Here is a 19954-nt window from a genome sequence, read left to right on the forward strand (position 1 = left end):
CAGCGCCTCAAAAACCTCATAACGTTGCGGTGAGCGGTCAGGCGACCATCTGCTCGGCCTTCTTCAAATCAACCGAGACGAGCTGGCTGACGCCCTGCTCCTGCATGGTAACACCAAACAGCCGATCCATTCGGGCCATGGTCACCGCATGGTGGGTGATGATCAGGAACCGCGTGTCGGTCTGGCGGCACATCTCGTCAAGCAGATCACAGAAGCGCGTGACGTTGGCGTCATCCAGCGGCGCGTCGACCTCGTCCAAAACACAAATCGGAGCGGGGTTGGCAAGGAAAACACCAAAGATCAGTGCTGTCGCGGTCAGGGTCTGCTCCCCACCCGACAGCAGGCTCAGCGTCGAGAGCTTTTTACCCGGAGGCTGACACATGATCTCAAGGCCCGCATCCAGCGGGTCATCGCTTTCGACCATGACCAGATTAGCCTCACCGCCGCCAAACAGGTGCTTGAACAGCATCGCAAAGTTCGAGTTCACCTGTTCGAACGCAGTCAACAGACGCTCGCGACCTTCGCGGTTCAGGCTGGCGATTCCGCTGCGCAGGGCCTTGATCGCCTCTTCCAGATCAGATTTTTCGCTGTTGAGCGTATCGAATTCTTCCTGAACCTCTTTGGCATCCTCTTCGGCGCGTAGGTTGACCGCACCCATCGCATCCCGTTGGCGCTTATGGCGGTTCACCTCAGCCTCAAGCGTGTCCGCAGCAGGCATTTGATCAGGATTTACATCCAATTGGTTCAGCAATTGGTTTGGTGTCAGTTGCTGATCCTCTGCAATGCGCTCGGCTGCGGCAACAACGCTTTCTTTGGCGGCATCGCAGCGCGCCTCAGCAGCCGCTCGCGTTTCGCGTGCTTCGGATGCCAGGCGTTCTGCTTCACGCTCAGCCAGTACAACCTCACGCTGCTGGGTTTCTGCCTCAGCCAGCCTGTCCGCTGCCTCTGCACGGCGCGCCTCGGCCGTTTCGATCAGCTCATTCAGTTCTTCGCGCGCTTCGACAATCTCACCGGGCGCGGCCATGGCTTCGGTCAGTTCTTCTTCAGAGCTTTCCTTGCGTTCAGCCAGTTCCGAAATACGCTTTTCAGCAGTTTCCAGACGGTGCCGCCAGCCGCTGAGATCCTTGGTGACCTCTTGTGTTCGCCGGGTGCGCGCATCACCTTCGCGACGCAGCTCGTCATGGGTCGAACGATGGGTCAGCATTGTAATCCGCGCTGCTTCAACCGTTTGCTTGATATCCTCGACCTGCGCTCGGGCGCTATCCAGATCACCCAACCCGGTCAGCGCACCTTCGGCCTCGCGCAGCTGAGCGCGGGCAGACATGGCGTCTTCCTTGTGGCGATCCACGGCCAGAGACAAGGTTTCCAGCTTGCCCTGTGCCAGATTGCGGTCGGCTTCAGCCCGGCTGAGTTGGCGCGCGGTTTCGGCCATTCGCTGATCGGCAGCACGGCGCGCTTCGCGTGCACGACGATCTGCTTCGGTCACATCCGCCAGTTGCTGCGACAACGCCTCATGCGCGGCGCGTGCACCATCAGCTTGCGCTTCGGTACGCGTCAGTTCCTGTTTCAGCGCTTCCAGCTTGTTGAGCTGTTCCAGCCGCAGGGCGGCAGCGCTTGGCGCATCTTCGGCCCATGCGCGGAAACCATCCCACCGCCACAGATCGCCCGAGCGCGACACCAGCCGTTGGCCGGGTTTCAGCGACGCTTGCAACCGCGCGCCTAGATCGGCATCGACCAACCCGATCTGCGCAATCCTACGGCTAAGGCGATCGGGTCCCGAGACATGCAACGCCAGCGGTTCAGCGCCTTCGGGCAGAGGTTGATCGCTGTCATATCCCGCCACCTGCACCCAGCCCGAAGGGCCATCCCCTTCGACCAGAGGCGCACGCAGATCGTCGGCCAGCGCGGCGCCAAGCGCCTTTTCATAACCGGGCGCCACGCGCAGCAGGTCAAGCACCTGCCCACCCTCGGCCGTATCTCGTTCAACCAGTTTGGCCAGCGCCGTTGTTTCGGCTCGGATGGCGCCCAGTTCACCTTCCGCCTCAGAGCGTTGAGCCCGGGCTTCGGCCTCGCGCGCCTGTGTTTCATTGCGCAGCTCATCGGCAGCGGCCAGCGCTTCTTCGGCAGCTTCAGCAGCCTCGCGCGCCTCTTCCTCGGCTTCCTGAGCAGTTTCAAAGGCTTCGCTGGTACGGGTCAGCGCTTCGCGCGCCTCCTCCACCGCCGAACGGGCTTTCTCCTCTTCACCTTCAGAACGCGCCAGTGTCTTGCGACTATCCTCGACCAACCGTTGCGCAGACTGATGGCGCGCAACGAGGCGGGCCATATCCTCGGTTTCCTGCGACAGGTGATCTTCACGATCCTGCAAAACCGAGGCAGCTTCGCGGGCAATTTCGGCGGCCTCAGCTACCTTGTCCTCGTGACCTTCGGCAGCTTTGGCCAGTTCGCGGGCTTCCCATTCCAGACGTTCGATCATCTGCCCGGCGTCCCGGTTCAGGCCAGTCTCACGCTCGATGTCGTTGCCAAGCTGCTGAATACGATTGGTCAGCGTTTCTATGGTCTGGCGCGCGCGGGTTTCCTGATCGGCCAATGCGTCACGCTGAACCTGCTGGCGCTGCAGAACCGCGGCGGCGATAGCCTCTTCTTCGCGCAAGGGCGGCAGGGTTTCCTCAATCTCAGCGCGCTTCGCCGCTGCCGCTCTTGCTTCGGCCTCAGCGCGCGATGCTTCGGTGATCCGTTCGCGCAGCTTTTCTTCGGCCTGCTGACGCGCCATGTCAGCCTCTTTCCAGCGACGATAAAGCAGCATGCCCTCGGCTTGGCGCAGTTGCTCGCCTATCTCGCGATAACGTGCAGCCTGACGAGCCTGGCGCGCCAATTGCGCAAGCTGTGTCCCGAGTTGTTCGAGAACGTCATCAACGCGCGTCAGGTTGGACTCGGTGCCCTTTAACTTCAGCTCCGCCTCGTGCCGACGTTGATAGAGGCCCGAGATACCTGCCGCTTCTTCCAGAATACGCCGGCGGGCACGTGGCTTGGCGTTGATCAGTTCCGCAATGCGGTTCTGGCCAACCAGCGCAGGTGAGTGCGCGCCGGTCGAAGCATCTGCGAACAACATCTGCACATCACGGGCCCGCACATCCTTACCGTTGGTCTTGTAGGCGCTGCCCACATCGCGGGTGATGCGCCGGACAATCTCAAGCTGGTCGCTGTCATTGAAGCCGGAAGGTGCCAGTCGCTCTGAATTGTCCATCGTCAGGACAACTTCGGCAAAATTCCGGGCAGGACGCGTGGCAGCCCCCGCAAAGATCACATCCTCCATTGCGCCACCGCGCATGGATTTGGGGCGGTTCTCACCCATCACCCAACGCAATGCTTCCAGAAGATTGGATTTGCCACAGCCGTTTGGCCCCACCACACCGGTCAACCCATCCGCGATGATCAGATCGGTCGGATCAACAAAGCTTTTGAAGCCGGTCAGTTTGAGTTTGCTAAAGCGCAATGGCCGTTTTTTCCGTGATTCCTACGTTCAGGAAGTCTGCGCAAGGGATGGGGGACGAGTCAACGGAGTTACGCAGGATATGGGCCAGTGAGCCGAGTTATCCACAATATCTTGCCAAAACCGTGCGAAAATACGCGCATTCAGTAGGGCGTACATTCGAAAACCTGATAGCCTAAGTCACTGCCTGCATCTTCGTAGGTGCCATAGTCGATACATTCATAGTTTGGCGTCGAAACTGCCGTCAGCAGCAAGCGCTCCCCTGCTGCACGATCACAACCAAGTACACCAACCGTAACTGCAGCATCACCCAACACGTCGAGAATAGGACAGCCCGAAACCTGCGCCATCGCAAGTGCTGCCCGATCGCGGATCGGCCCGAGGCGTGGGGCATATTGTGTGTTTACCCGCACAGCTTCGGCCAGTTCACCGCGAACCCGCACATCAAACACGCTGCCGTTCACAGCAACACGCGTAGCGGGTACCCCCCGGAAATGAGGTGTACCCGCAGAGCAAGCTGCCAACATCAGAAGGGCCAGGTACCGGATCATGCCGCAGCTTTGCGACAATTTGGTTAACAGATCCTTTCCGGATTCAGCGGCGCAACACTTCTCCCAACCGGCGAATGCCCTCTCGGATTGTATCCTCGTCAGAGTTTGAGAAACTCAACCGAATGGTATTTGCGCCCGTTTCATCAGGGAAAAAGGCCTGCCCGGGCACGAATGCCACTTTGACAGTTTCGAGCGCTCTGGACAGCAAATCAGCGCCATCCATACCCGAAGGCAAAGTGATCCAAACAAACATACCACCCTCTGGTTTGGTCCATTGCACCTCCTTCGGCATATGCTCCTCCAATGCTGCCAACATCGCATCACGCCGGATGCCGTAGACGTTTCTGAGCATTGGAATGTGGGTATCAAAGCTTGCCCTCGCGACCTGATAGACCGCCATCTGGTTGATCGTAGCGGAGTGCAGATCAGCCGCCTGCTTCATCAAAACCAATTGAGAGATAATCGGTTTGGCTGCCACAACCCAGCCGACCCGCAAACCCGGCGACAGGGTCTTGGAAAAGCTGCCGCAATAGATGGTGCGACAGCTCTCAAGCGATCCTTTGCGCGCCAGTTCCAGACTCAGGATCGGCGGAATCGCTTCACCCTCATAGCGCAGCGCCTGATAAGCACCATCCTCGATGATGGCGCAATCCAGTTCTTCTGCCAGATCAAGCAGGGCCTCACGTCCTCGCAGATCAACGGTTTCGCCGGTCGGGTTCGCGAAATCCGGGGATAGATAGGCAAACTTGACCGCCCCCTCACCTGCCCCGGACCGATACTCTGCCGCACCTCGATTGCCATTTATGCTGATCCGGTCAAATCGGGGCTCATAGGCGTTGAAGGCCGCCAATGCCCCCAAATAGGTCGGCCAACCCACAAGCGCCGTATCACCGGGTGAAAGATAAAGCTTACCGAGATAGTCGAGCGCTTGCTGTGATCCCGAAGTGATCAGCACATTGTCGATGTCACATTCCACACCAATCTGGCGCATGTGCTCAGCGATCCACTCGCGCAGGGGAACATATCCCTCACTCACAGAATACTGCAGTGACTGGGCCTGTTGATCCGCCCCGAGGGCCACCTGAAAAGCGTTCGCAAATCCTTCCGCTGGAAACAGCGCTGGATCGGGGATGCCTCCTGCAAATGAGATAATCCCGGGCTGATCGAGTAGCTTAAGCAATTCTCGTATCTCGGATGCCCTCATCCGAGATGCACGGGTGGCGAACAGGTGATGCGTTGACATGAGCTTCCTCCGAACTCTGCTCAGCGCAGCCTATGCCGACTCAATTTAATGTCAATATTTCTGACCTAATATTTCAACGAACTTGAATAACGCACTTTCTTGAAGCGGACTGGTTTACGTGGTCATATGATTTGACCAATTCAGAACGACACAGTCATGCCCTTTCAAAAAGTTCAGACCGAAAAGCTGTCTCTGGCCGTTGTCCGCCAGATCGAATTACTCATTCTGCGCGGCATTCTGCGCCCGGGTGAACGCCTGCCCTCGGAACGAGAACTGGCCGAACGCATGGGTGTATCACGACCATCATTGCGAGAAGCGATTTCGGAGCTTCAGGAACAGGGGCTGCTGACCGCCAAGGCAGGATCTGGCATCTATGTCGCAGAGGTGCTGGGCTCGGCATTTTCGCCAGCGCTGATCCAGTTGTTCAGCAGCCATGATGAAGCTGTATTCGACTATCTGTCGTTTCGCCGGGATATGGAGGGGTTGGCAGCAGAGCGGGCGGCTAGGCTAGGATCAGACAGTGATCTTAAGGTTATTCAGACGATCTTTGAAAAGATGAAGGCCGCCCATGATCGCAACGCAGCCGAGGAAGAAGCGCATCTGGATGCCCAGTTTCACATGGCGATCATCGAAGCCAGCCACAACGTCGTCATGCTGCATATGATGCGATCCATGTTCGATCTTCTACGCCAAGGTGTTTTCTACAACAGACAGATGATGTTCCAGCAACGCACAACCAGAGACTCGATTCTGGATCAGCATCGGGCCATCAATTCTGCGCTGCAGGCGCGCGATCCTCAGGGGGCCCGAAGAGCGGTTCAGCAACATCTGAGTTTTGTCGAGCGATGTATGGAGGATCAGCAGAAGGCGCTGAGGAACGAAACCATCGCCCAGCAGAGACTGGCGCATGAAACCGGTCAAAACTGATGTTTATCGGCCACCTGCCGGGTGCCTATCTGATTTTCAGAACTGCGACACCTAAGGTCGGCAAATTGGCTTTCGCCGCAGCAATGCTAGGTGCAATTGCGCCTGATCTGGACATGCTTTGGTTTTATCTGGTGGATAACCGCGCCCACCATCATCACGCCTATCTGACCCATCGACCTGTCGTTTGGGTCGCTCTACTGTTTGCTGGACTTGCGCTACGGCTTTTCCACCCTAAGGCGGGTACCGTACTCGCATTTTTCGGTGCTGGCGGAGTTGTTCATATGGCGCTGGATTCCATCGTCGGCAAAATCGCATGGGCCTGGCCATATTCGGACTACTCGCAGCCGCTTGTTGTCGTGCAGGCGACCCATTCACACTGGATTCTGTCTTTTCTGAACCACTGGACCTTTGCAGTTGAGCTCGCAATCACAGCCCTTGCAATAGCGCTATGGGTCTGGCGCAGGCGTAACTCAACCTGCGTACAATCCAGTGATAAAGGCTGATGGAGTAGATGTGCTTCAGACCTGAAGGCTTTCCGAGAGTTTGATCGCCTCTCAGAATTCAGACCCGGCAGCGGAACCACCGGGTCAGAAACTTTTAGTGCAGCTTTTCACCGACGTCGGCAATTGCCGCATCGATCAGCTTGTTCGCCTGAGTAGCAGTCATCTGCTTTGCCAACACTTCGTTGGCTGCCGATACTGCCACGGTCACGGCCTGATCGCGCACTTCTTTGACAGCCGAAGCTTCTGCAGACGCGATCTGATCCTGCGCAGCAGCCAAGCGGCGTGCGATGGAGTTTTCCAGATCGGCTTTGGCCTGCTCGGCGGCCAGTGCAGCATCTTCCTTGGCAGCAGCGACAATCGCGTCTGCCTGACCTTGTACTTCACGCTGCTTGCGCTCGTACGAAGCCAGAAGGCTGCGGGCTTCTTCGTGCAGGGCACGAGCTTCGTCCAGTTCCGCTTTGATGCCTTCGGCGCGGTTATCCAGCGCACCACCGATCATTGATGGCACCTTGAAGTAGAACAAAACCGCGATGAAAACGATAAAGCCCAGCGTGACAACGAAGTCGGTGTTGCCAAGCGAGAAGAACGGGCCGCTTGCGGCAAATGCCGGGCTGGCTGCGCCTATGGTGAGGATAAGGGCAAGAGTGTTCCGCATGTCACTTATCCTTTCGATTGCGCGTCTACGGCACTGGCGATGGCTTTGGCATCCGCCTCGCCGCCCAGCGCAGTAACCAGTTCAGCCGCCGTGTCTTTGGCAACCACTTGAATGCTTTCCAGCGCACCGGCACGGATTTCGGCGATTGCCTTTTCCGATTCAGCCGCCTTTGCAGCGATTTCCGCGTCCGCCTTGGCAATCGCGTCATCCAGACCAGACTGGATTTCTGCGCGTGCTTCGGCAGCGATACGCTGCGCTTCGGCACGGGCATCGGCCAGCGCCTTGTTATAGGCCTCTTCAGCCTCGACCGCCTTGGCCTTCAGATCTTCGGCCGCAGCCAGGTCATTTGTAATGGTCCCCTGACGTTCAGCCAGGATTGCCGCGATGCGAGGCAGAGCCACGCGAGACAGGACCAGAAAGATGACGACCAGCGTGATGACCAGCCAGAAAATCTGGTTGGGGAACCAATCGAAGCAGAGCTGCGGCATACCGATGGCAGAGCCATAGGAGTCGACGCACGAGCCAGCTACCTCTTCTGTAAGGGGTTCAGTCGCCATGATATCCTCCGTCGGAACGTTGTCTTTACAACAGGTGGGCCGCTATGGCTTGGACCCACCTGCGCGTAAGGATCAGGTTCCGCAGATTATACGGCGAACATCAGCAGCAGCGAGACCAGGAATGCGAAGATCCCCAGGGCTTCTGCGAACGCGATACCGATGAACAGGGTTGCGGTCTGCGAAGCAGCCGCCGAAGGGTTGCGCAGGGCGCCGGACAGGAAATTGCCTGCAACGTTGCCCACCCCGATTGCGGCTGCGCCGGAACCGATTGCTGCCAGGCCTGCGCCGATGTGTGCGAGATCGCCTTCCATGATGTATCTCCTTACGAATTGGAAGTTTCGATGTTGGGGTATCAGACCTTAGTGCGAAGGATGCAGCGCATCTTTCAGGTAAACACAGGTCAGAATGGTGAATACGTACGCCTGGATAAAGGACACGAGGACCTCAAGGCCGTACATTGCGGTGATCGCCAGAACGGACACGGGCGAAATCGCGGCGATTGCGGCAAAGCCTGCGAACACCTTGATAACAGCGTGGCCAGCCATGACGTTACCGGCAAGACGAATGGAGTGGCTGACCGGGCGTACGAAGTACGAGATCAGCTCGATGATCGCCAGAACCGGGCGCAGAGCCAGAGGCGCGCTGGAGACCCAGAACAGACCCAGGAACCCTGCGCCGTTCTTTACAAAGCCCAGCACGGTCACGGTCAGGAAGACCGACAGCGCCAGCGGGATGGTCACGGCGAAATGCGATGTGGTGGTGAAGGACATGGGGATCATGCCCAGGAAGTTCGCGCAGACGATGAACATGAACAGGGTCATGACATATGGGAAGTACTTGACGCCTTCCTTGCCGCAAATGTCTTCCAGCATCTTGTAGATGAAGCCGTAGGCCAGTTCGGCCACCGACTGCATACGGGTCGGAACGATGGCGCGCTTCGAAGTGCTGAGAACCAGCAGAGCGAAGATCGCAGCGATTGCCAGGAACAGCCACAGTGTCACGTTGGTCGGTGTGTACCACGCAATCTCACCGCCAAAGAGCGGTTTGACAATGAACTGGTCCATTGGGTGGAATACCAGGCTGCTGCCTTCTGCTGCGGTGGTCTCGGTCGCCACGTTCAGTCCCTCTCGTCTCGTTCGGCCTGCTCTTGGGCCGCCGTCTGTTTCTCCTGAACCTCTTTCGCGCTGCGGAGCATAACCTTCACGCCCGCGACAAGGCCCAGCAATGTGAACAGCACCAGAAATATCGGGATTGTCCCGAGCAGGCTGTCCAGCCCGTATCCGATGCCAAATCCGATCCCAAGACCGGAAACCATTTCGATGACCATCCTCCAGGCAAGCTCGCCACCGGACACGTCAGCATCTGCACGAGGCTTTGGCGCTTTGGCCTTTTTCGCCGCCGCAATCTTGGCCTCAAGCTGCGCCATACGCTGCTTTTGGTCATCATCGGTCACGGGCGGTTTCCTCGCACTGTCTTGAGGCTAGGTGCTAAGGGGCATGGGGCGCAGAGTCAACGCTATTGAGGTCGCAGTTCGAGATCGGTTAAGATGTTGTTTTATAAACTTTATTTACAACGCGTACTTGATGCGACCACAGAGTTAGACTGGCAAATGCGGCGATTGTAGCTGAATCCGCATATTCAACCTTTTGGTTGATCTTTGTATTCCCTATCCGCTTGCCAACGTCTGACAATGCGCCCATCGATCAGCAAAAGGCCCGCGAAAATGGCCGCCATGCCGACCAGATGCTCCGGCAAAAGTGTCTCCCCCAGAACAGATGTCCCGAGCACCAGCGCCGAGACCGGGGCGATCAGGGTGACTGTTGAGATGTTGGTCGGCCCCACCTTTGGCAGCAGCCAATAAAACGCGATGAATGCCGCCGAGGTCAGAACAAACCCGATCATCAGAAGTGAGGCCCAAGTCTCGGCGCGCGTGATGTGCGGCAGTCCTTCCTGCCAAAGTGCCAGTGGGGCAATCGACAGCGTTGCGCCCGTCAGGGCAAGAGCCACCAGAACAACCGGCGGCATGTCCCGGAAGGCGCGGGCGAAATTGAGAGAGAATGCGTAGCAAACGGGTGCGAGCAGGATCAGCAGAATGGCCCAGAACTCGGACTTCGCACCCGACTGCAAGAGCGGCAGTGATAGAACGACGATACCGGTAAACCCGCAAACCACACCCAATGACTTGAGCAGTGTGGCCCGCTCACCTCCGGGCCAGAAATGCGAGACGATGACGGCAAAGGCCGGTGTTGTGGCATTAACAATACCGGCGACACCTGCGCCGATATGCTGCTGGCCCAGCGCATAAAACGCAAATGGCGCTGCGTAACTCAGCGCTCCGAAGCCCAACAGCCCCGCAGCTCGGCCAAGGGTCAGATGGACCGGCAAACGCCTACCCAAAACGTAAATCCAACACCCCAGCGCCCCAAAGCCCACGCGCCCCATCGAGACCGACAATGGCCCAAGCTCACGCAGCAAAATGGCGTTGAACATGAAGGACATGCCCCAGCCGATGCCAAGGACGCAGATCACCAGCCAGTATTTCAGTGGCATCGTCACGCCCCCCCTGCAAGTTTCGGCGCAGCATGGCGTGGGCTCGGAAATTGTCAAACAGCTTCCTGCATATTAGGAAGGAGCCATGTCCAGCGATCTCGACACAGTATTCGCGGCCCTTGCCGACCCCACGCGCCGCGCCATCCTGGCGATGCTGCTTGAGGATGACATGGCCGTCACTGATGTGGCTGAACCATTCGAGATGTCGCTAGCGGCGATCTCGAAACATCTGGTCATTCTGACCAAGGCCGGGCTGATTTCTCAGGAGAAGCGGGGCCGGGTGAAATGGTGCAAGCTGGAGCCCGACGCCCTGAGACAGGCTTCAGTTTGGATGCAGGGATTCGGACAATTTGAACCGGTGAATCTGGACGCCTTTGAACGCTTTCTGGAAACAGAAAACCTTGGGGAACAAGAAGGCAAACAATCCTAGCCTTCGCGACTGCGGGATCGATGCGTCACTTGCCCTTCCTCTTCAGGCTTCAGCAGCATCAGCAACGCGATCACAGTCAATGCAACTCCGATCAGGATCATCCCGGTTGGGGCACCGTTTCCAAGTGCGATTTCCCACAGGATGACCCAGCTGGGTGTCAGATAGGTATAGGCCATGACTTTCGCCGATGGCAGATAGAGCGTTGCGTATTGAAGCAGCACGAAAGTAGCGGCACTTGCAAAAATCGCCACGTAGAACAGCCCGATCCAGACTATCGGCGGAAGGTTCATCCAATCGGTCGCACGAATGTCCGACCACCCGAACACCAAAAGAACTGCACATCCAGCCAATAGCATTCCGAACGTAAATACCACTGCCGGTTCTCCACGATTCAGTTTGCGTACCATAGGGGTGTAGATCGCATGCGCGACGCACCCCCAGAAATAGATGATCTCACCTTGACCGATCTCAAACGCGTGAAAGGCTTGCCAGTCCGCGCGGAAAATCACCCAGAGAGCCCCTACTGCCCCAACCAACAATGCCATGGCCATGTGAGAGGTCGTGACCTGGCGCAACAACATCCATCCGGCAATGGCAGATAGTATAGGCGTCAGAGTGAAGACGGCTGCGGCACTGACTGGCGGTGCAGTTTTCAGACCATAGAACATCAGCACAAAGTAGGTTGCGAACAGCCCGCCGAGCACGAGATAGCGCCAGGGCGCTTTGGCCGCACTGCGCGGTATGCCAGTGGTGACCAGCGCAGCGACACCAATCACGACGGCAGCAATCGCAAACCGCGCAGCGTTTAGCGCGGCAGGTGCAATCTCATTGGCGATCATTGAGCCAAGCGAAAAACTGCCCGCGACAAGTGCAGAAAAAGCCAACATGGCCAGATGGCCACGGGCCTGAGAACTCATGGCAGCCAATCCTTGGCCTGCTCTTTCAGGAACGTCAGGAACGCCTGGACCTTTGTTGTGCGGTGCAGATCGACATGTGTCACCAACCACAGTTTGCCTGACCATTCGGGCAACGGATCCATGACCTCTTCCAATTCCGGATGACGTGCGGCTTCCCAACGCGCCATAAATCCTATGCCGGCCCCGGCCCGAACCGCTTCAGCGCCAGTGAAATTGTTCGAGCAGCGGAAAGTGATCGCCTCGGCAGGTGCATTGGTGCGCAGCCACTGGGAAAATGGCGCACGGCTGTTTTCATCGTCATTGCCGACAAAGGCGTGGTTGGCAAAATCCTCGATGCCGGATGGTTTTCCGCGACGGTCAATGTAGCCCTTGCTGGCATAGAGGCCCACCTCCTGCGAGACGAAGGGCTGCACAACATTATCAGGCTGATCCGGCGCAGCACCGGCGCGGATTGCTACATGCGCCTCACCATATTCCAGCCTGAACAACCGATCTCCGGTCAGATAACGCACGATGAGCTCGGGATGGGTTTTCTGAAACTCGCTGAGTGTAGGCACGACTAATGGTGCCAACGATGCCAGTGATGTGACCACCAACTCTCCCGAGACATCGTCCCCCCGTCCCTTCATTCGGCCGACAAGCTGATTGAACTGATCCTCGGTTGCCTGCGCAACACGCAACAGATCCTCACCCGCTTCGGTTGGGGTGTATCCGCGGGCGTGGCGCTGGAATAGCTTGACGCCTAAACGGGCCTCGATCGCGTCGATATGACGAATGACAGTGGCATGGTGCACACCCAATACTTCGGCCGCGCCACTAACAGTCCCCATCCGGGCCACCTGATAGGCGGTTCTTACCTCATCCCAGTTATCCATGATCACCACAGCTGTGCAATTTCCAACAACTGATGTTGATATATCCGAGTTTTGTTCATCTACACAACATTCATATTGGAGGCAGAAGCAAAATCCCCGAACAAAGGACCTCGAGAAATGACCAAAACCATCCTGCACATTGATGCATCCGCCCGCCGCACCGGCTCTGCAACGCGTGATCTCTCTGACCGCGTTGTCAAACATCTGGGTGCCAGCCGCATTATCCGCCGCGATCTGGCGACACCCTTGCCACTGCTGACCGAAGACTGGATCGCGGCAAACTTTACGCCTGCGGACCAGCGTGATCCGCTGCAACGGGATCAATTGGCCCTGTCGGATGAACTGGTTCAGGAACTGCAGGAGGCTGACACCATCGTAATCGGCCTGCCGATCTACAATTTTTCGGTGCCTGCCGCATTCAAGGCGTGGATTGACCTTGTTGCCCGCGTCGGCCTGACCTTCAGCTACACCGAAAACGGCCCCAAAGGATTGCTTGAAGGCAAGCGGGCAGTTCTGGCAATTGCCTCGGGCGGAACGGCCGTAGGGTCCGAAATTGACTATGCATCCGGTTACGCACGCCACGTGCTGGGCTTCATCGGAATTACCAATGTAGACGTCGTTGCGGCCGATCAAATGGCAATGGACCCTGAAAACACCCTCAGCAATGCGCAAAAAGCAGTCGCAGAACTGGCCGCCTGATCCCCCTCTGGCCATATGCTGACAAAACGTCCAATCTGCGCGGAAATCTATCTGAGCAGATTGGACGGATCTCATGAAAAAGATCGGAATTCTGGGTGGTGTCGGTTGGGCATCGACAGTCGACTATTACAGAGCCATTGCTGAGGGAGCGAGCAGGCACTATTCCGAGCGCGGCCACGGATCACCGCTTCCTATCCCTCCGATGGCAATCGAATCCGTTGTGCAGGCGCATACTCGTGCACTGCGAGGCACAGCAGGCGATGAAGACAGCTGGGCTGAATTCGATGCTGTTTTCCGAGAGGCGCTTCTGAATCTGGAACGCGCAGGCTGCGACTTTGCAATCATCGCATCGAACACGCCGCATGCCCGCCTGCATGCGATCAGGCGTGGGGTTACCATGCCGATCCTCAGCATTTTCGATGCAACCGCAGAGGCAACTGCTGAAACAGGAGCTGAAAAGGCACTGGTTCTCGGAACCACAGTTACGATGCAGGCCAGCAACTATGCGGAGCGACTTGCGGTAGAGGGCATCTCTGCAAACGAACGCCTACCTGACGATCAGATCGCAGAGATGCAGGCGATGATTGATACTGAGTTCTACGGCGGCGCCTCAAGGAAAGCGCGCCCTCGCTTGCTGGAATTCTGCAAACGTCATGCCAATCCGGGAACCGCCATTCTGTTGGCATGCACTGAATTACCGCTGGCTTTCCCGGATCATCTGGACGACCCGATCTTCGAAGCACAGGGTTTCTTATTCGTGAACCCGTCAGCCGCGCATGTTGCAGCAGCGCTATCCGAAGCTCTGGCGGAGTGAACCTATCACGGCAGCCAGGTCACCTCGCAATTGATACGCTCAAAGAAGGCTGTCAGGTCTTCACGCTTCATTGCAACGGTTCGATCATTGACCAGAGGATGCATATAAATGACGTCGGCTTGCTGAGCGGCAGCATCCATGAAGAAGCGCACGTTGTTTTCAACACCGTTGATCATGGCCAAAGGGCTGACCGCGCCCGGACGGATACCGAGGTTTTGCATCAGTCGATCCGCTGACCCGAACGACAGGTTGCCGATCCCGAGCTCAGCCCCCAGCGCCTTCAGGTCAATCTCGCGGCTCTGTTCCAGCGTGACCAGATAGTTCCGTTTTTTCTTGTCGCGCAGGTAGAAGTTCTTAAGCCGCAGGGCGTTTTCACCCGGCACCATGAACTGATCCTCGACCGCCTTGGAGTCTTCGACCGTGCGCAAAGGGACATGGGTATGCAGAAGATAAGCCAATCCCCATTCATCCAATCGCGCCAACAGCGCGTCAGAGCTGAGCGGCAATGTATCCTGAAAAGCAGATGATGCGTCCATGGGAACCTCCTGTTTGGCGCGCTCATCGCGCAACACGCGGACGAATTCAAGCCACGACAGTGCCAGAATTCAGTGTTAGCGTGCCGCCATGAAAGTGACGCGCAACACACCCGACCAATTGATCCTGTCTAACACGCCCTGGTTTATCGGCATCTCACTGGTCTTTTTCATCCTTGCCTTTGTCGGCGCTGGTCTTTTCATGGCAACCGAAGGTGGCGAGGGCATTCTGTTTGGCCTCTTCTTTGCCGTGTTCGGTGGCGGAATGGGGATCGGCGCTTTCTGCGTCTTTGTGCGCCGCGTTCAGGTCATATTGGACCGCAACAGCAATAACATCTTGATCCGTCGCCAATCGATCTTTGGATATGACACCGTAGAACATGAGCTGTCGAACCTGTCCCATGCCGAGGTGGAAACCACCACCTCGCGCCGCGACAGGACCACGTCCAAGATGCATCGCCCCGTTCTGATCCTGGAAAAAGGCATGAGTGCGGGTCGCCACCCGATTGTCGAAGCTTATGTCAGCGGGCACGGCGCGCAGCGACTGGTGGATGCCGTCAATGCCTGGCTTCCGGCGCGCGAGGTTGACTCTGCCAGCCAATCGGCCTAAATCGCCGCAAACATCCGGAAGCGTCTGATCTTCCGGTCCCTTGAGTCGTTCAGGGATCGCCCCCCACCAGCGAGTTTCGCCCGTGGGGGCGTTTGTGCATTTAACCGGCGCATCCTATCTAGGAGACGCCACCAGATAACCGGCTAAGGAGGCCGAAGGCATGTTTGAAAATTTATCCGAACGCCTCTCTGGCGTCTTTGACCGGCTGACCAAACAGGGTGCTCTGTCCGAAGAAGACGTCAAGACCGCCCTGCGTGAGGTTCGGGTCGCGCTGCTTGAGGCCGACGTCTCGCTTCCGGTTGCCCGCGAATTCGTCAAAAAGGTGCAAGATCAGGCCACCGGTCAGGCAGTCACCAAGTCGGTCACGCCCGGTCAGCAGGTCGTCAAAATCGTGCATGACGCACTGGTCGACGTGCTGCGCGGCGAGGAAGATCCCGGTGCGCTGAAGATCGACAACCCGCCTGCCCCGATCCTGATGGTTGGTCTGCAGGGTTCGGGTAAGACGACAACAACCGGTAAGCTGGCGAAACGCCTGAAAGAGAAAGAGGGCAAAAAGGTCCTGATGGCCTCGCTCGACGTCTATCGCCCCGCGGCGATGGACCAGCTGGCCGTTCTTGGCACGCAGGTTGGCGTCGATACCCTGCCGATCGTTCCCGGCCAGAAACCTGTCGACATCGCCAAACGCGCCAAGCAGCAGGCGACATTGGGCGGCTATGACGTTTATATGCTCGACACCGCGGGTCGTCTGCACATCGACGAAGTGCTGATGGACGAGGTCGAACAGGTTCGCAACGTGGTTGACCCGCGCGAAACCCTGCTGGTGGTCGATGGCCTGACCGGTCAGGTCGCCGTTGAGGTGGCTGAAGAGTTTGACGCCAAGGTCGGCATCTCGGGCGTGGTCCTGACCCGGATGGACGGTGACGGGCGCGGCGGTGCGGCGCTGTCAATGCGTGCGGTCACCGGCAAACCCATCCGCTTTGTCGGTCTGGGCGAGAAGATGGACGCGCTTGAGACCTTCGAGCCGGACCGGATCGCCGGTCGTATTCTGGGCATGGGCGACATCGTTGCCCTGGTCGAAAAAGCTCAGGAAACGATGGAGATCGAACAGACCGAGCGCATGATGAAGCGCATGGTCAAAGGTCAGTTCAACATGAACGACCTGAAGATGCAGCTGGAACAGATGATCCAGATGGGCGGCATGCAGGGCATGATGGGCATGATGCCGGGCATGGGCAAAATGGCTAAGCAGATGGATCAGGCCGGGCTAGACGACAAGATTCTGCGCCAGCAGATCGCCATGATCCAGTCGATGACCAAACGCGAACGCGCCAACCCGCAATTGCTGCAGGCCAGCCGCAAGAAACGTATCGCGGCGGGTTCTGGCATGGAGGTCAGTGACCTCAACAAGCTGCTCAAGATGCACCGGCAGATGTCGGACATGATGAAGAAGATGGGCAAGATGGGCAAAGGCAAGATGCTGAAACAGGCCATGAAAGGCATGTTCGGCAAAGGCGGCCCGTCGCCCGAGGAAATGGCCGCAGGCATGGACCCCAAGGCGCTGGAAGCTGCGGCTAAGGCGATGGGCGGCAAGATGCCCGGTATGCCCGGAATGGGTGGCGGTATGGCCCTGCCCCCGGGCCTGAGCGGGTTCGGAAAGAAAAAGTGACGCCAGCACGCTGCACCCAGCCCCCGTCCGGAAAGGCGGCGATGGCAGCAGCGCAGTTTCGCGCAACCCTGCCGGTCCTTGAGACCCGGCGGCTGGTTCTGCGCGCCCCACAGTTGGAAGACCTGCCGGTTTGGACGACGATTTGCCGAGATAGTTTTGGCGATACCGATCAGGAAGCCTGGACGGAGTTTTCTTACTATACATCCGGCTGGCTTCTGCACGGTCACGGCCTCTTTACGGTTATACTGAAAGGTGACGATCAAGTCGTTGGCTTTGTTATTCTGGGGCTGGAATGGTACGACCACGAGCCCGAGCTTGGATACCTGTTCAGTGCTCAGCATCGCCTGCAGGGATATGCCACCGAAGCCTGCACTGCCGTACGTGACTTTGGCTTTGACCTTCTCGGATCTGGCCGGTTCGTAAGCTACGTATCACAATCCAATGCCCGCTCGAATGCCCTCGCCCAACGGTTGGGGGCGACACGTGACACTGTTGCCGAGCAAGCGTTTGGTGCGGACCAGCATGTCTGGCGCTACAGCGAGGTGCAGGCATGACACTTGCGATGCCGATCCCGACGCTGGAAACCGAGCGACTGATCATGCGGGCACCGCGTGAGGCGGATTTTGAGGCCGAGGCGGAATTCTTTGCCAGCGATGCATCAAAATTCGTAGGTGGCCCGCTGCGTCCGGATGAAACATGGCGCATGGTGGCAACCTTGCTGGGTCATTGGGCCATGCGTGGCTATGGTTTCTGGGGGGTCGAGGAAAAAGACACGGGCATTTATGTGGGCCATGTAGGACTGTGGTGCCCATTTGGCTGGCCCGAACCTGAAATCGGCTGGACGCTGATGAACAACGCAACCGGCAAGGGTTATGCGACCGAGGCTGCGCAGGCCTCCCGAACCTATGCATATGACGCTTTGGGATGGGAAACATCGATCTCCTTGATCGATCCCCAGAACGCGGGCAGCAAGGCTGTGGCGGAACGGCTGGGTGCGCGCTTCGAGAGCATCTATGAACATCCCAAATTCGGCACGATGGAAGTCTGGCGTCACCCGGGACCTGCTGATCTAGTGAACGGCGGGATGGAGGCCTACGCATGATCGACCTCCAGATTCCCACACTCAAAACCGAACGCATGATCTTGCGCGGCCCCGAGGAGCGCGACTTTGAAAATGTCGCCGATTTCTTTGCCGACAAGGATCGAAGCTGGGGTTTTGGCGGCCCGATGAACCGTAATGAGGCTTGGCGCTGGTTCGCCAGCATGATCGGCCATTGGGTTCTGCATGATTATGGGTTCTGGACCGTCGAAACGCACGACGGTCAGCCCGTGGGCTTTGTTGGCATCTGGGGCCCCGAAGGCTGGCCGGAACCGGAACTCGGCTGGGTCATGTTCGCCGGGAGCGAAGGCAAAGGATTTGCTCGCGAAGCCGCGGAAGAGGCCCGCCGCTATGCTTATGAGGTTTTGGGCTTCGATACGTTGAGTTCGAATATCTTCCCTGGCAACGACCGCTCGATCGCTCTGGCTGAACGGCTGGGTGCGCACTACGAGCGCAGCTATCTGAACGTGTCACATGGAACCGAGCTGGTGTACCGCCATCCCGGTCCCGATCAATTGTCGGAGGTGGGCGCATGACGACCTACACCATTCCTTCGATTGAGACAGATCGCCTGATCCTGCGCGCGCCACAGCAGGATGATTTGCCGGGCATGATCAGCTTCTTTGCGACCGAACGCAGCCATATGGTCGGTGGACCGAAGGACGCTCTGGAAAGCTGGAGCTCTTTGACCAACCGGCTGGGACACTGGGCGCTGAAAGGTTATGGCCTGTGGCATTTGACCGAGAAAGCCAGCGACACCTTCGTTGGTTGGGTTGGCATTATAGATGCGCCCGGCTGGGATGAACCTGAACTGGGCTGGACGCTGCTGCACGAAGCTGAGGGTAAAGGACTGGCCTTTGAGGCGGTGCTGGCAGCGCGCGATCACGTAGCACGCCATCAGGGCCTGAACGGTGTAATCAGCTATATCGCGCACGCCAACGACCGCTCCCGGGCGCTGGCAGAACGTCTTGGTGCCAGATACGAACGCGAAGGCGAATTGCTTGGCAAACGCGCTGAAATCTGGCGCCACCCCAAGATCGACCTCTCCGAACCTGCATTGAGCACCGAAAGGACTAGCCAATGAACAACCCTGTGACGCGTGCGGCTACGCTGCTGAAAGAGCATCGCGAAAGCATCGATCGGCTGGACGCGATCCTCGTCTATACGCTGGCCGAGCGGTTCAAGCACACGCAGGCCGTTGGCAAGCTCAAGGCCGAACACGACCTTCCCCCGTCCGATCCCTCGCGCGAAGCAGCGCAGATCGCACGGTTAGAAGACCTGGCGAAAACGGCGGATCTGGACCCCGACTTTGCCAAGGCTGTCCTGAATTTCATCATTCAGGAAGTCATCCGACACCACAAGAAACACCAGAAATAACCGGATCTGCTCCGGTCTACTAAAACGACACGCCCCCGGCGTGATGCCATTCAAAGGAGATACCACCATGGCAATGAAAATTCGTCTCGCCCGCGGCGGCTCGAAAAAACGTCCCTTCTACCGCATCGTGGCTGCTGACAGCCGCATGCCCCGCGATGGTCGTTTCATCGAGAAGCTGGGCACCTACAACCCGCTGCTGCCGAAAGACAGCGAAGAGCGCGTAAAAATGAACATGGAGCGCATCCAGTACTGGCTGGACCAGGGCGCGCAGCCGACTGACCGTATCGCACGTATGCTGGAAGCTGCAGGCGCACGCGACAAGGCCGAACGCAACAACCCGAACAAGGGTACCCCGGGCAAGAAAGCTCAGGAGCGCGCAGAAGAGAAAGCCGCGAAGGCAGCTGAAGCTGCTGAGGCCGCTGCTGCTCCGGCTGAAGAAGCTGCTGCTGAAGAATAAG

Annotated in this window: 25 protein-coding genes; 13 read left to right on the forward strand and 12 right to left on the reverse strand. The window is 57.9% G+C overall.

Translation table 11 applies throughout. From position 1 onward, the window contains the following. Window positions 1-37 precede the first annotated feature (37 nt). From ACR0IO_RS13130 to ACR0IO_RS13140, 3 genes are all read right to left on the reverse strand, one after another. Window positions 38-3493: a chromosome segregation SMC family protein gene (locus ACR0IO_RS13130; protein ID WP_480742071.1), complete on the reverse strand. Its 3456-nt coding sequence runs from the start codon at window positions 3491-3493 to the stop codon at window positions 38-40. 140 nt (window positions 3494-3633) lie between these two features. Beyond that, window positions 3634-4041, reverse strand: coding sequence for a hypothetical protein (locus tag ACR0IO_RS13135; protein WP_480742073.1), 408 nt, complete (start codon window positions 4039-4041; stop codon window positions 3634-3636). Window positions 4042-4084: 43 nt separating this feature from the next. Beyond that, window positions 4085-5284: an aminotransferase-like domain-containing protein gene (locus ACR0IO_RS13140; protein ID WP_480742074.1), complete on the reverse strand. Its 1200-nt coding sequence runs from the start codon at window positions 5282-5284 to the stop codon at window positions 4085-4087. A gap of 156 nt (window positions 5285-5440) precedes the next feature. Between ACR0IO_RS13140 and ACR0IO_RS13145 the strand changes: the two genes are divergently transcribed. Both ACR0IO_RS13145 and ACR0IO_RS13150 read left to right on the forward strand, forming a co-directional pair. Further along, on the forward strand, window positions 5441-6211 hold the full coding sequence (locus tag ACR0IO_RS13145; RefSeq protein ID WP_480742076.1) for a FadR/GntR family transcriptional regulator: 771 nt from the start codon (window positions 5441-5443) through the stop codon (window positions 6209-6211). Beyond that, the gene (locus ACR0IO_RS13150; protein ID WP_480742077.1) at window positions 6211-6714 is read left to right on the forward strand and encodes a metal-dependent hydrolase; all 504 of its coding nucleotides are present in this window, start codon (window positions 6211-6213) and stop codon (window positions 6712-6714) included. Before ACR0IO_RS13145 ends, ACR0IO_RS13150 begins: the two co-directional genes overlap by 1 nt. 94 nt (window positions 6715-6808) lie before the next feature. Here ACR0IO_RS13150 and ACR0IO_RS13155 read toward each other — a convergent pair whose 3' ends face one another. The 6 genes from ACR0IO_RS13155 to ACR0IO_RS13180 all read right to left on the reverse strand — a co-directional run bounded on the left by ACR0IO_RS13155 (window position 6809) and on the right by ACR0IO_RS13180 (window position 10476). Then, a complete protein-coding gene (locus ACR0IO_RS13155; protein WP_155142214.1) occupies window positions 6809-7369 on the reverse strand; it encodes a F0F1 ATP synthase subunit B in 561 nt (186 codons plus the stop codon). A 5-nt stretch (window positions 7370-7374) separates the two neighbouring features. Continuing rightward, complete coding sequence (locus ACR0IO_RS13160; RefSeq protein WP_155142211.1) at window positions 7375-7926, reverse strand: F0F1 ATP synthase subunit B'; 552 nt, start codon at window positions 7924-7926, stop codon at window positions 7375-7377. Window positions 7927-8012: 86 nt separating this feature from the next. Further along, the gene (locus ACR0IO_RS13165) at window positions 8013-8237 is read right to left on the reverse strand and encodes a F0F1 ATP synthase subunit C (protein ID WP_008755373.1); all 225 of its coding nucleotides are present in this window, start codon (window positions 8235-8237) and stop codon (window positions 8013-8015) included. A gap of 48 nt (window positions 8238-8285) precedes the next feature. Continuing rightward, window positions 8286-9041 (reverse strand): F0F1 ATP synthase subunit A, encoded by a 756-nt coding sequence (locus ACR0IO_RS13170; protein WP_170333922.1) that lies wholly within the window; start codon window positions 9039-9041, stop codon window positions 8286-8288. A gap of 2 nt (window positions 9042-9043) precedes the next feature. Beyond that, window positions 9044-9379, reverse strand: a complete 336-nt coding sequence (locus tag ACR0IO_RS13175; protein ID WP_170333924.1) for an AtpZ/AtpI family protein — start codon at window positions 9377-9379, stop codon at window positions 9044-9046. Between the two features lie 185 nt (window positions 9380-9564). Next, window positions 9565-10476, reverse strand: a complete 912-nt coding sequence (locus ACR0IO_RS13180) for a DMT family transporter (RefSeq protein ID WP_480742080.1) — start codon at window positions 10474-10476, stop codon at window positions 9565-9567. A gap of 85 nt (window positions 10477-10561) precedes the next feature. On the opposite strand from ACR0IO_RS13180, the gene ACR0IO_RS13185 reads away from it, so the two are divergent. Then, on the forward strand, window positions 10562-10906 hold the full coding sequence (locus ACR0IO_RS13185) for an ArsR/SmtB family transcription factor (protein WP_480742082.1): 345 nt from the start codon (window positions 10562-10564) through the stop codon (window positions 10904-10906). Here ACR0IO_RS13185 and ACR0IO_RS13190 read toward each other — a convergent pair. Continuing rightward, window positions 10903-11823 carry a DMT family transporter gene (locus tag ACR0IO_RS13190; RefSeq protein WP_480742084.1) on the reverse strand — a complete coding sequence of 307 codons (921 nt, stop codon included), beginning with the start codon at window positions 11821-11823 and terminating at the stop codon, window positions 10903-10905. The two genes, ACR0IO_RS13185 and ACR0IO_RS13190, sit on opposite strands and share 4 nt — an antisense overlap. Next, window positions 11820-12698 carry a LysR family transcriptional regulator gene (locus ACR0IO_RS13195; RefSeq protein WP_155142205.1) on the reverse strand — a complete coding sequence of 293 codons (879 nt, stop codon included), beginning with the start codon at window positions 12696-12698 and terminating at the stop codon, window positions 11820-11822. The genes ACR0IO_RS13190 and ACR0IO_RS13195 overlap by 4 nt, the downstream gene beginning before the upstream one ends. A gap of 117 nt (window positions 12699-12815) precedes the next feature. On the opposite strand from ACR0IO_RS13195, the gene ACR0IO_RS13200 reads away from it, so the two are divergent. Both ACR0IO_RS13200 and ACR0IO_RS13205 read left to right on the forward strand, forming a co-directional pair. Continuing rightward, window positions 12816-13397 carry an FMN-dependent NADH-azoreductase gene (locus tag ACR0IO_RS13200; protein WP_480742085.1) on the forward strand — a complete coding sequence of 194 codons (582 nt, stop codon included), beginning with the start codon at window positions 12816-12818 and terminating at the stop codon, window positions 13395-13397. A 73-nt stretch (window positions 13398-13470) separates the two neighbouring features. Continuing rightward, the gene (locus ACR0IO_RS13205; protein WP_480742087.1) at window positions 13471-14211 is read left to right on the forward strand and encodes an aspartate/glutamate racemase family protein; all 741 of its coding nucleotides are present in this window, start codon (window positions 13471-13473) and stop codon (window positions 14209-14211) included. 5 nt (window positions 14212-14216) lie between these two features. Here ACR0IO_RS13205 and ACR0IO_RS13210 read toward each other — a convergent pair whose 3' ends face one another. Further along, entirely contained in the window at window positions 14217-14747 is a 531-nt protein-coding gene (locus tag ACR0IO_RS13210) for a prolyl-tRNA synthetase associated domain-containing protein (RefSeq protein WP_480742089.1), read from the reverse strand. A gap of 88 nt (window positions 14748-14835) precedes the next feature. Between ACR0IO_RS13210 and ACR0IO_RS13215 the strand changes: the two genes are divergently transcribed. The 8 genes from ACR0IO_RS13215 (at window position 14836) to rpsP (ending at window position 19953) form a co-directional block, all read left to right on the forward strand. Beyond that, a complete protein-coding gene (locus tag ACR0IO_RS13215; protein WP_480742090.1) occupies window positions 14836-15354 on the forward strand; it encodes a hypothetical protein in 519 nt (172 codons plus the stop codon). Between the two features lie 160 nt (window positions 15355-15514). Further along, complete coding sequence (gene ffh, locus ACR0IO_RS13220; protein ID WP_155142196.1) at window positions 15515-17020, forward strand: signal recognition particle protein; 1506 nt, start codon at window positions 15515-15517, stop codon at window positions 17018-17020. Continuing rightward, entirely contained in the window at window positions 17017-17574 is a 558-nt protein-coding gene (locus ACR0IO_RS13225; protein ID WP_480742091.1) for a GNAT family N-acetyltransferase, read from the forward strand. Before ffh ends, ACR0IO_RS13225 begins: the two co-directional genes overlap by 4 nt. Continuing rightward, window positions 17571-18122 (forward strand): GNAT family N-acetyltransferase, encoded by a 552-nt coding sequence (locus tag ACR0IO_RS13230; RefSeq protein ID WP_155142192.1) that lies wholly within the window; start codon window positions 17571-17573, stop codon window positions 18120-18122. Before ACR0IO_RS13225 ends, ACR0IO_RS13230 begins: the two co-directional genes overlap by 4 nt. After that, complete coding sequence (locus ACR0IO_RS13235) at window positions 18119-18655, forward strand: GNAT family N-acetyltransferase (RefSeq protein ID WP_480742093.1); 537 nt, start codon at window positions 18119-18121, stop codon at window positions 18653-18655. The genes ACR0IO_RS13230 and ACR0IO_RS13235 overlap by 4 nt, the downstream gene beginning before the upstream one ends. Then, the gene (locus ACR0IO_RS13240; RefSeq protein ID WP_170333942.1) at window positions 18652-19203 is read left to right on the forward strand and encodes a GNAT family N-acetyltransferase; all 552 of its coding nucleotides are present in this window, start codon (window positions 18652-18654) and stop codon (window positions 19201-19203) included. The genes ACR0IO_RS13235 and ACR0IO_RS13240 overlap by 4 nt, the downstream gene beginning before the upstream one ends. Further along, entirely contained in the window at window positions 19200-19496 is a 297-nt protein-coding gene (locus ACR0IO_RS13245) for a chorismate mutase (RefSeq protein WP_155142187.1), read from the forward strand. Before ACR0IO_RS13240 ends, ACR0IO_RS13245 begins: the two co-directional genes overlap by 4 nt. A 67-nt stretch (window positions 19497-19563) precedes the next feature. After that, on the forward strand, window positions 19564-19953 hold the full coding sequence (rpsP, locus tag ACR0IO_RS13250) for a 30S ribosomal protein S16 (RefSeq protein ID WP_010437590.1): 390 nt from the start codon (window positions 19564-19566) through the stop codon (window positions 19951-19953). The last annotated feature ends 1 nt before the right edge of the window (window position 19954 follow it).

It is taken from the genome of Ruegeria sp. CE12 (assembly GCF_056537525.1).

What these genes read in the sequence shown, in the direction of transcription:
- ACR0IO_RS13240 (WP_170333942.1), top strand. Translation starts at nt 18,652, where the DNA reads ATGACGACCTACACCATTCCTTCGATTGAGACAGATCGCCTGATCCTG.
- ACR0IO_RS13190 (WP_480742084.1), bottom strand. Translation starts at nt 11,823, where the DNA reads ATGAGTTCTCAGGCCCGTGGCCATCTGGCCATGTTGGCTTTTTCTGCA.
- ACR0IO_RS13230 (WP_155142192.1), top strand. Translation starts at nt 17,571, where the DNA reads ATGACACTTGCGATGCCGATCCCGACGCTGGAAACCGAGCGACTGATC.
- ACR0IO_RS13185 (WP_480742082.1), top strand. Translation starts at nt 10,562, where the DNA reads ATGTCCAGCGATCTCGACACAGTATTCGCGGCCCTTGCCGACCCCACG.
- ACR0IO_RS13200 (WP_480742085.1), top strand. Translation starts at nt 12,816, where the DNA reads ATGACCAAAACCATCCTGCACATTGATGCATCCGCCCGCCGCACCGGC.
- ACR0IO_RS13215 (WP_480742090.1), top strand. Translation starts at nt 14,836, where the DNA reads ATGAAAGTGACGCGCAACACACCCGACCAATTGATCCTGTCTAACACG.
- ACR0IO_RS13135 (WP_480742073.1), bottom strand. Translation starts at nt 4,041, where the DNA reads ATGATCCGGTACCTGGCCCTTCTGATGTTGGCAGCTTGCTCTGCGGGT.
- ACR0IO_RS13165 (WP_008755373.1), bottom strand. Translation starts at nt 8,237, where the DNA reads ATGGAAGGCGATCTCGCACACATCGGCGCAGGCCTGGCAGCAATCGGT.
- ACR0IO_RS13205 (WP_480742087.1), top strand. Translation starts at nt 13,471, where the DNA reads ATGAAAAAGATCGGAATTCTGGGTGGTGTCGGTTGGGCATCGACAGTC.
- ACR0IO_RS13140 (WP_480742074.1), bottom strand. Translation starts at nt 5,284, where the DNA reads ATGTCAACGCATCACCTGTTCGCCACCCGTGCATCTCGGATGAGGGCA.
- ACR0IO_RS13235 (WP_480742093.1), top strand. Translation starts at nt 18,119, where the DNA reads ATGATCGACCTCCAGATTCCCACACTCAAAACCGAACGCATGATCTTG.
- ffh (WP_155142196.1), top strand. Translation starts at nt 15,515, where the DNA reads ATGTTTGAAAATTTATCCGAACGCCTCTCTGGCGTCTTTGACCGGCTG.
- ACR0IO_RS13245 (WP_155142187.1), top strand. Translation starts at nt 19,200, where the DNA reads ATGAACAACCCTGTGACGCGTGCGGCTACGCTGCTGAAAGAGCATCGC.
- ACR0IO_RS13150 (WP_480742077.1), top strand. Translation starts at nt 6,211, where the DNA reads ATGTTTATCGGCCACCTGCCGGGTGCCTATCTGATTTTCAGAACTGCG.
- ACR0IO_RS13210 (WP_480742089.1), bottom strand. Translation starts at nt 14,747, where the DNA reads ATGGACGCATCATCTGCTTTTCAGGATACATTGCCGCTCAGCTCTGAC.
- ACR0IO_RS13160 (WP_155142211.1), bottom strand. Translation starts at nt 7,926, where the DNA reads ATGGCGACTGAACCCCTTACAGAAGAGGTAGCTGGCTCGTGCGTCGAC.
- ACR0IO_RS13180 (WP_480742080.1), bottom strand. Translation starts at nt 10,476, where the DNA reads ATGCCACTGAAATACTGGCTGGTGATCTGCGTCCTTGGCATCGGCTGG.
- rpsP (WP_010437590.1), top strand. Translation starts at nt 19,564, where the DNA reads ATGGCAATGAAAATTCGTCTCGCCCGCGGCGGCTCGAAAAAACGTCCC.
- ACR0IO_RS13155 (WP_155142214.1), bottom strand. Translation starts at nt 7,369, where the DNA reads ATGCGGAACACTCTTGCCCTTATCCTCACCATAGGCGCAGCCAGCCCG.
- ACR0IO_RS13195 (WP_155142205.1), bottom strand. Translation starts at nt 12,698, where the DNA reads ATGGATAACTGGGATGAGGTAAGAACCGCCTATCAGGTGGCCCGGATG.
- ACR0IO_RS13145 (WP_480742076.1), top strand. Translation starts at nt 5,441, where the DNA reads ATGCCCTTTCAAAAAGTTCAGACCGAAAAGCTGTCTCTGGCCGTTGTC.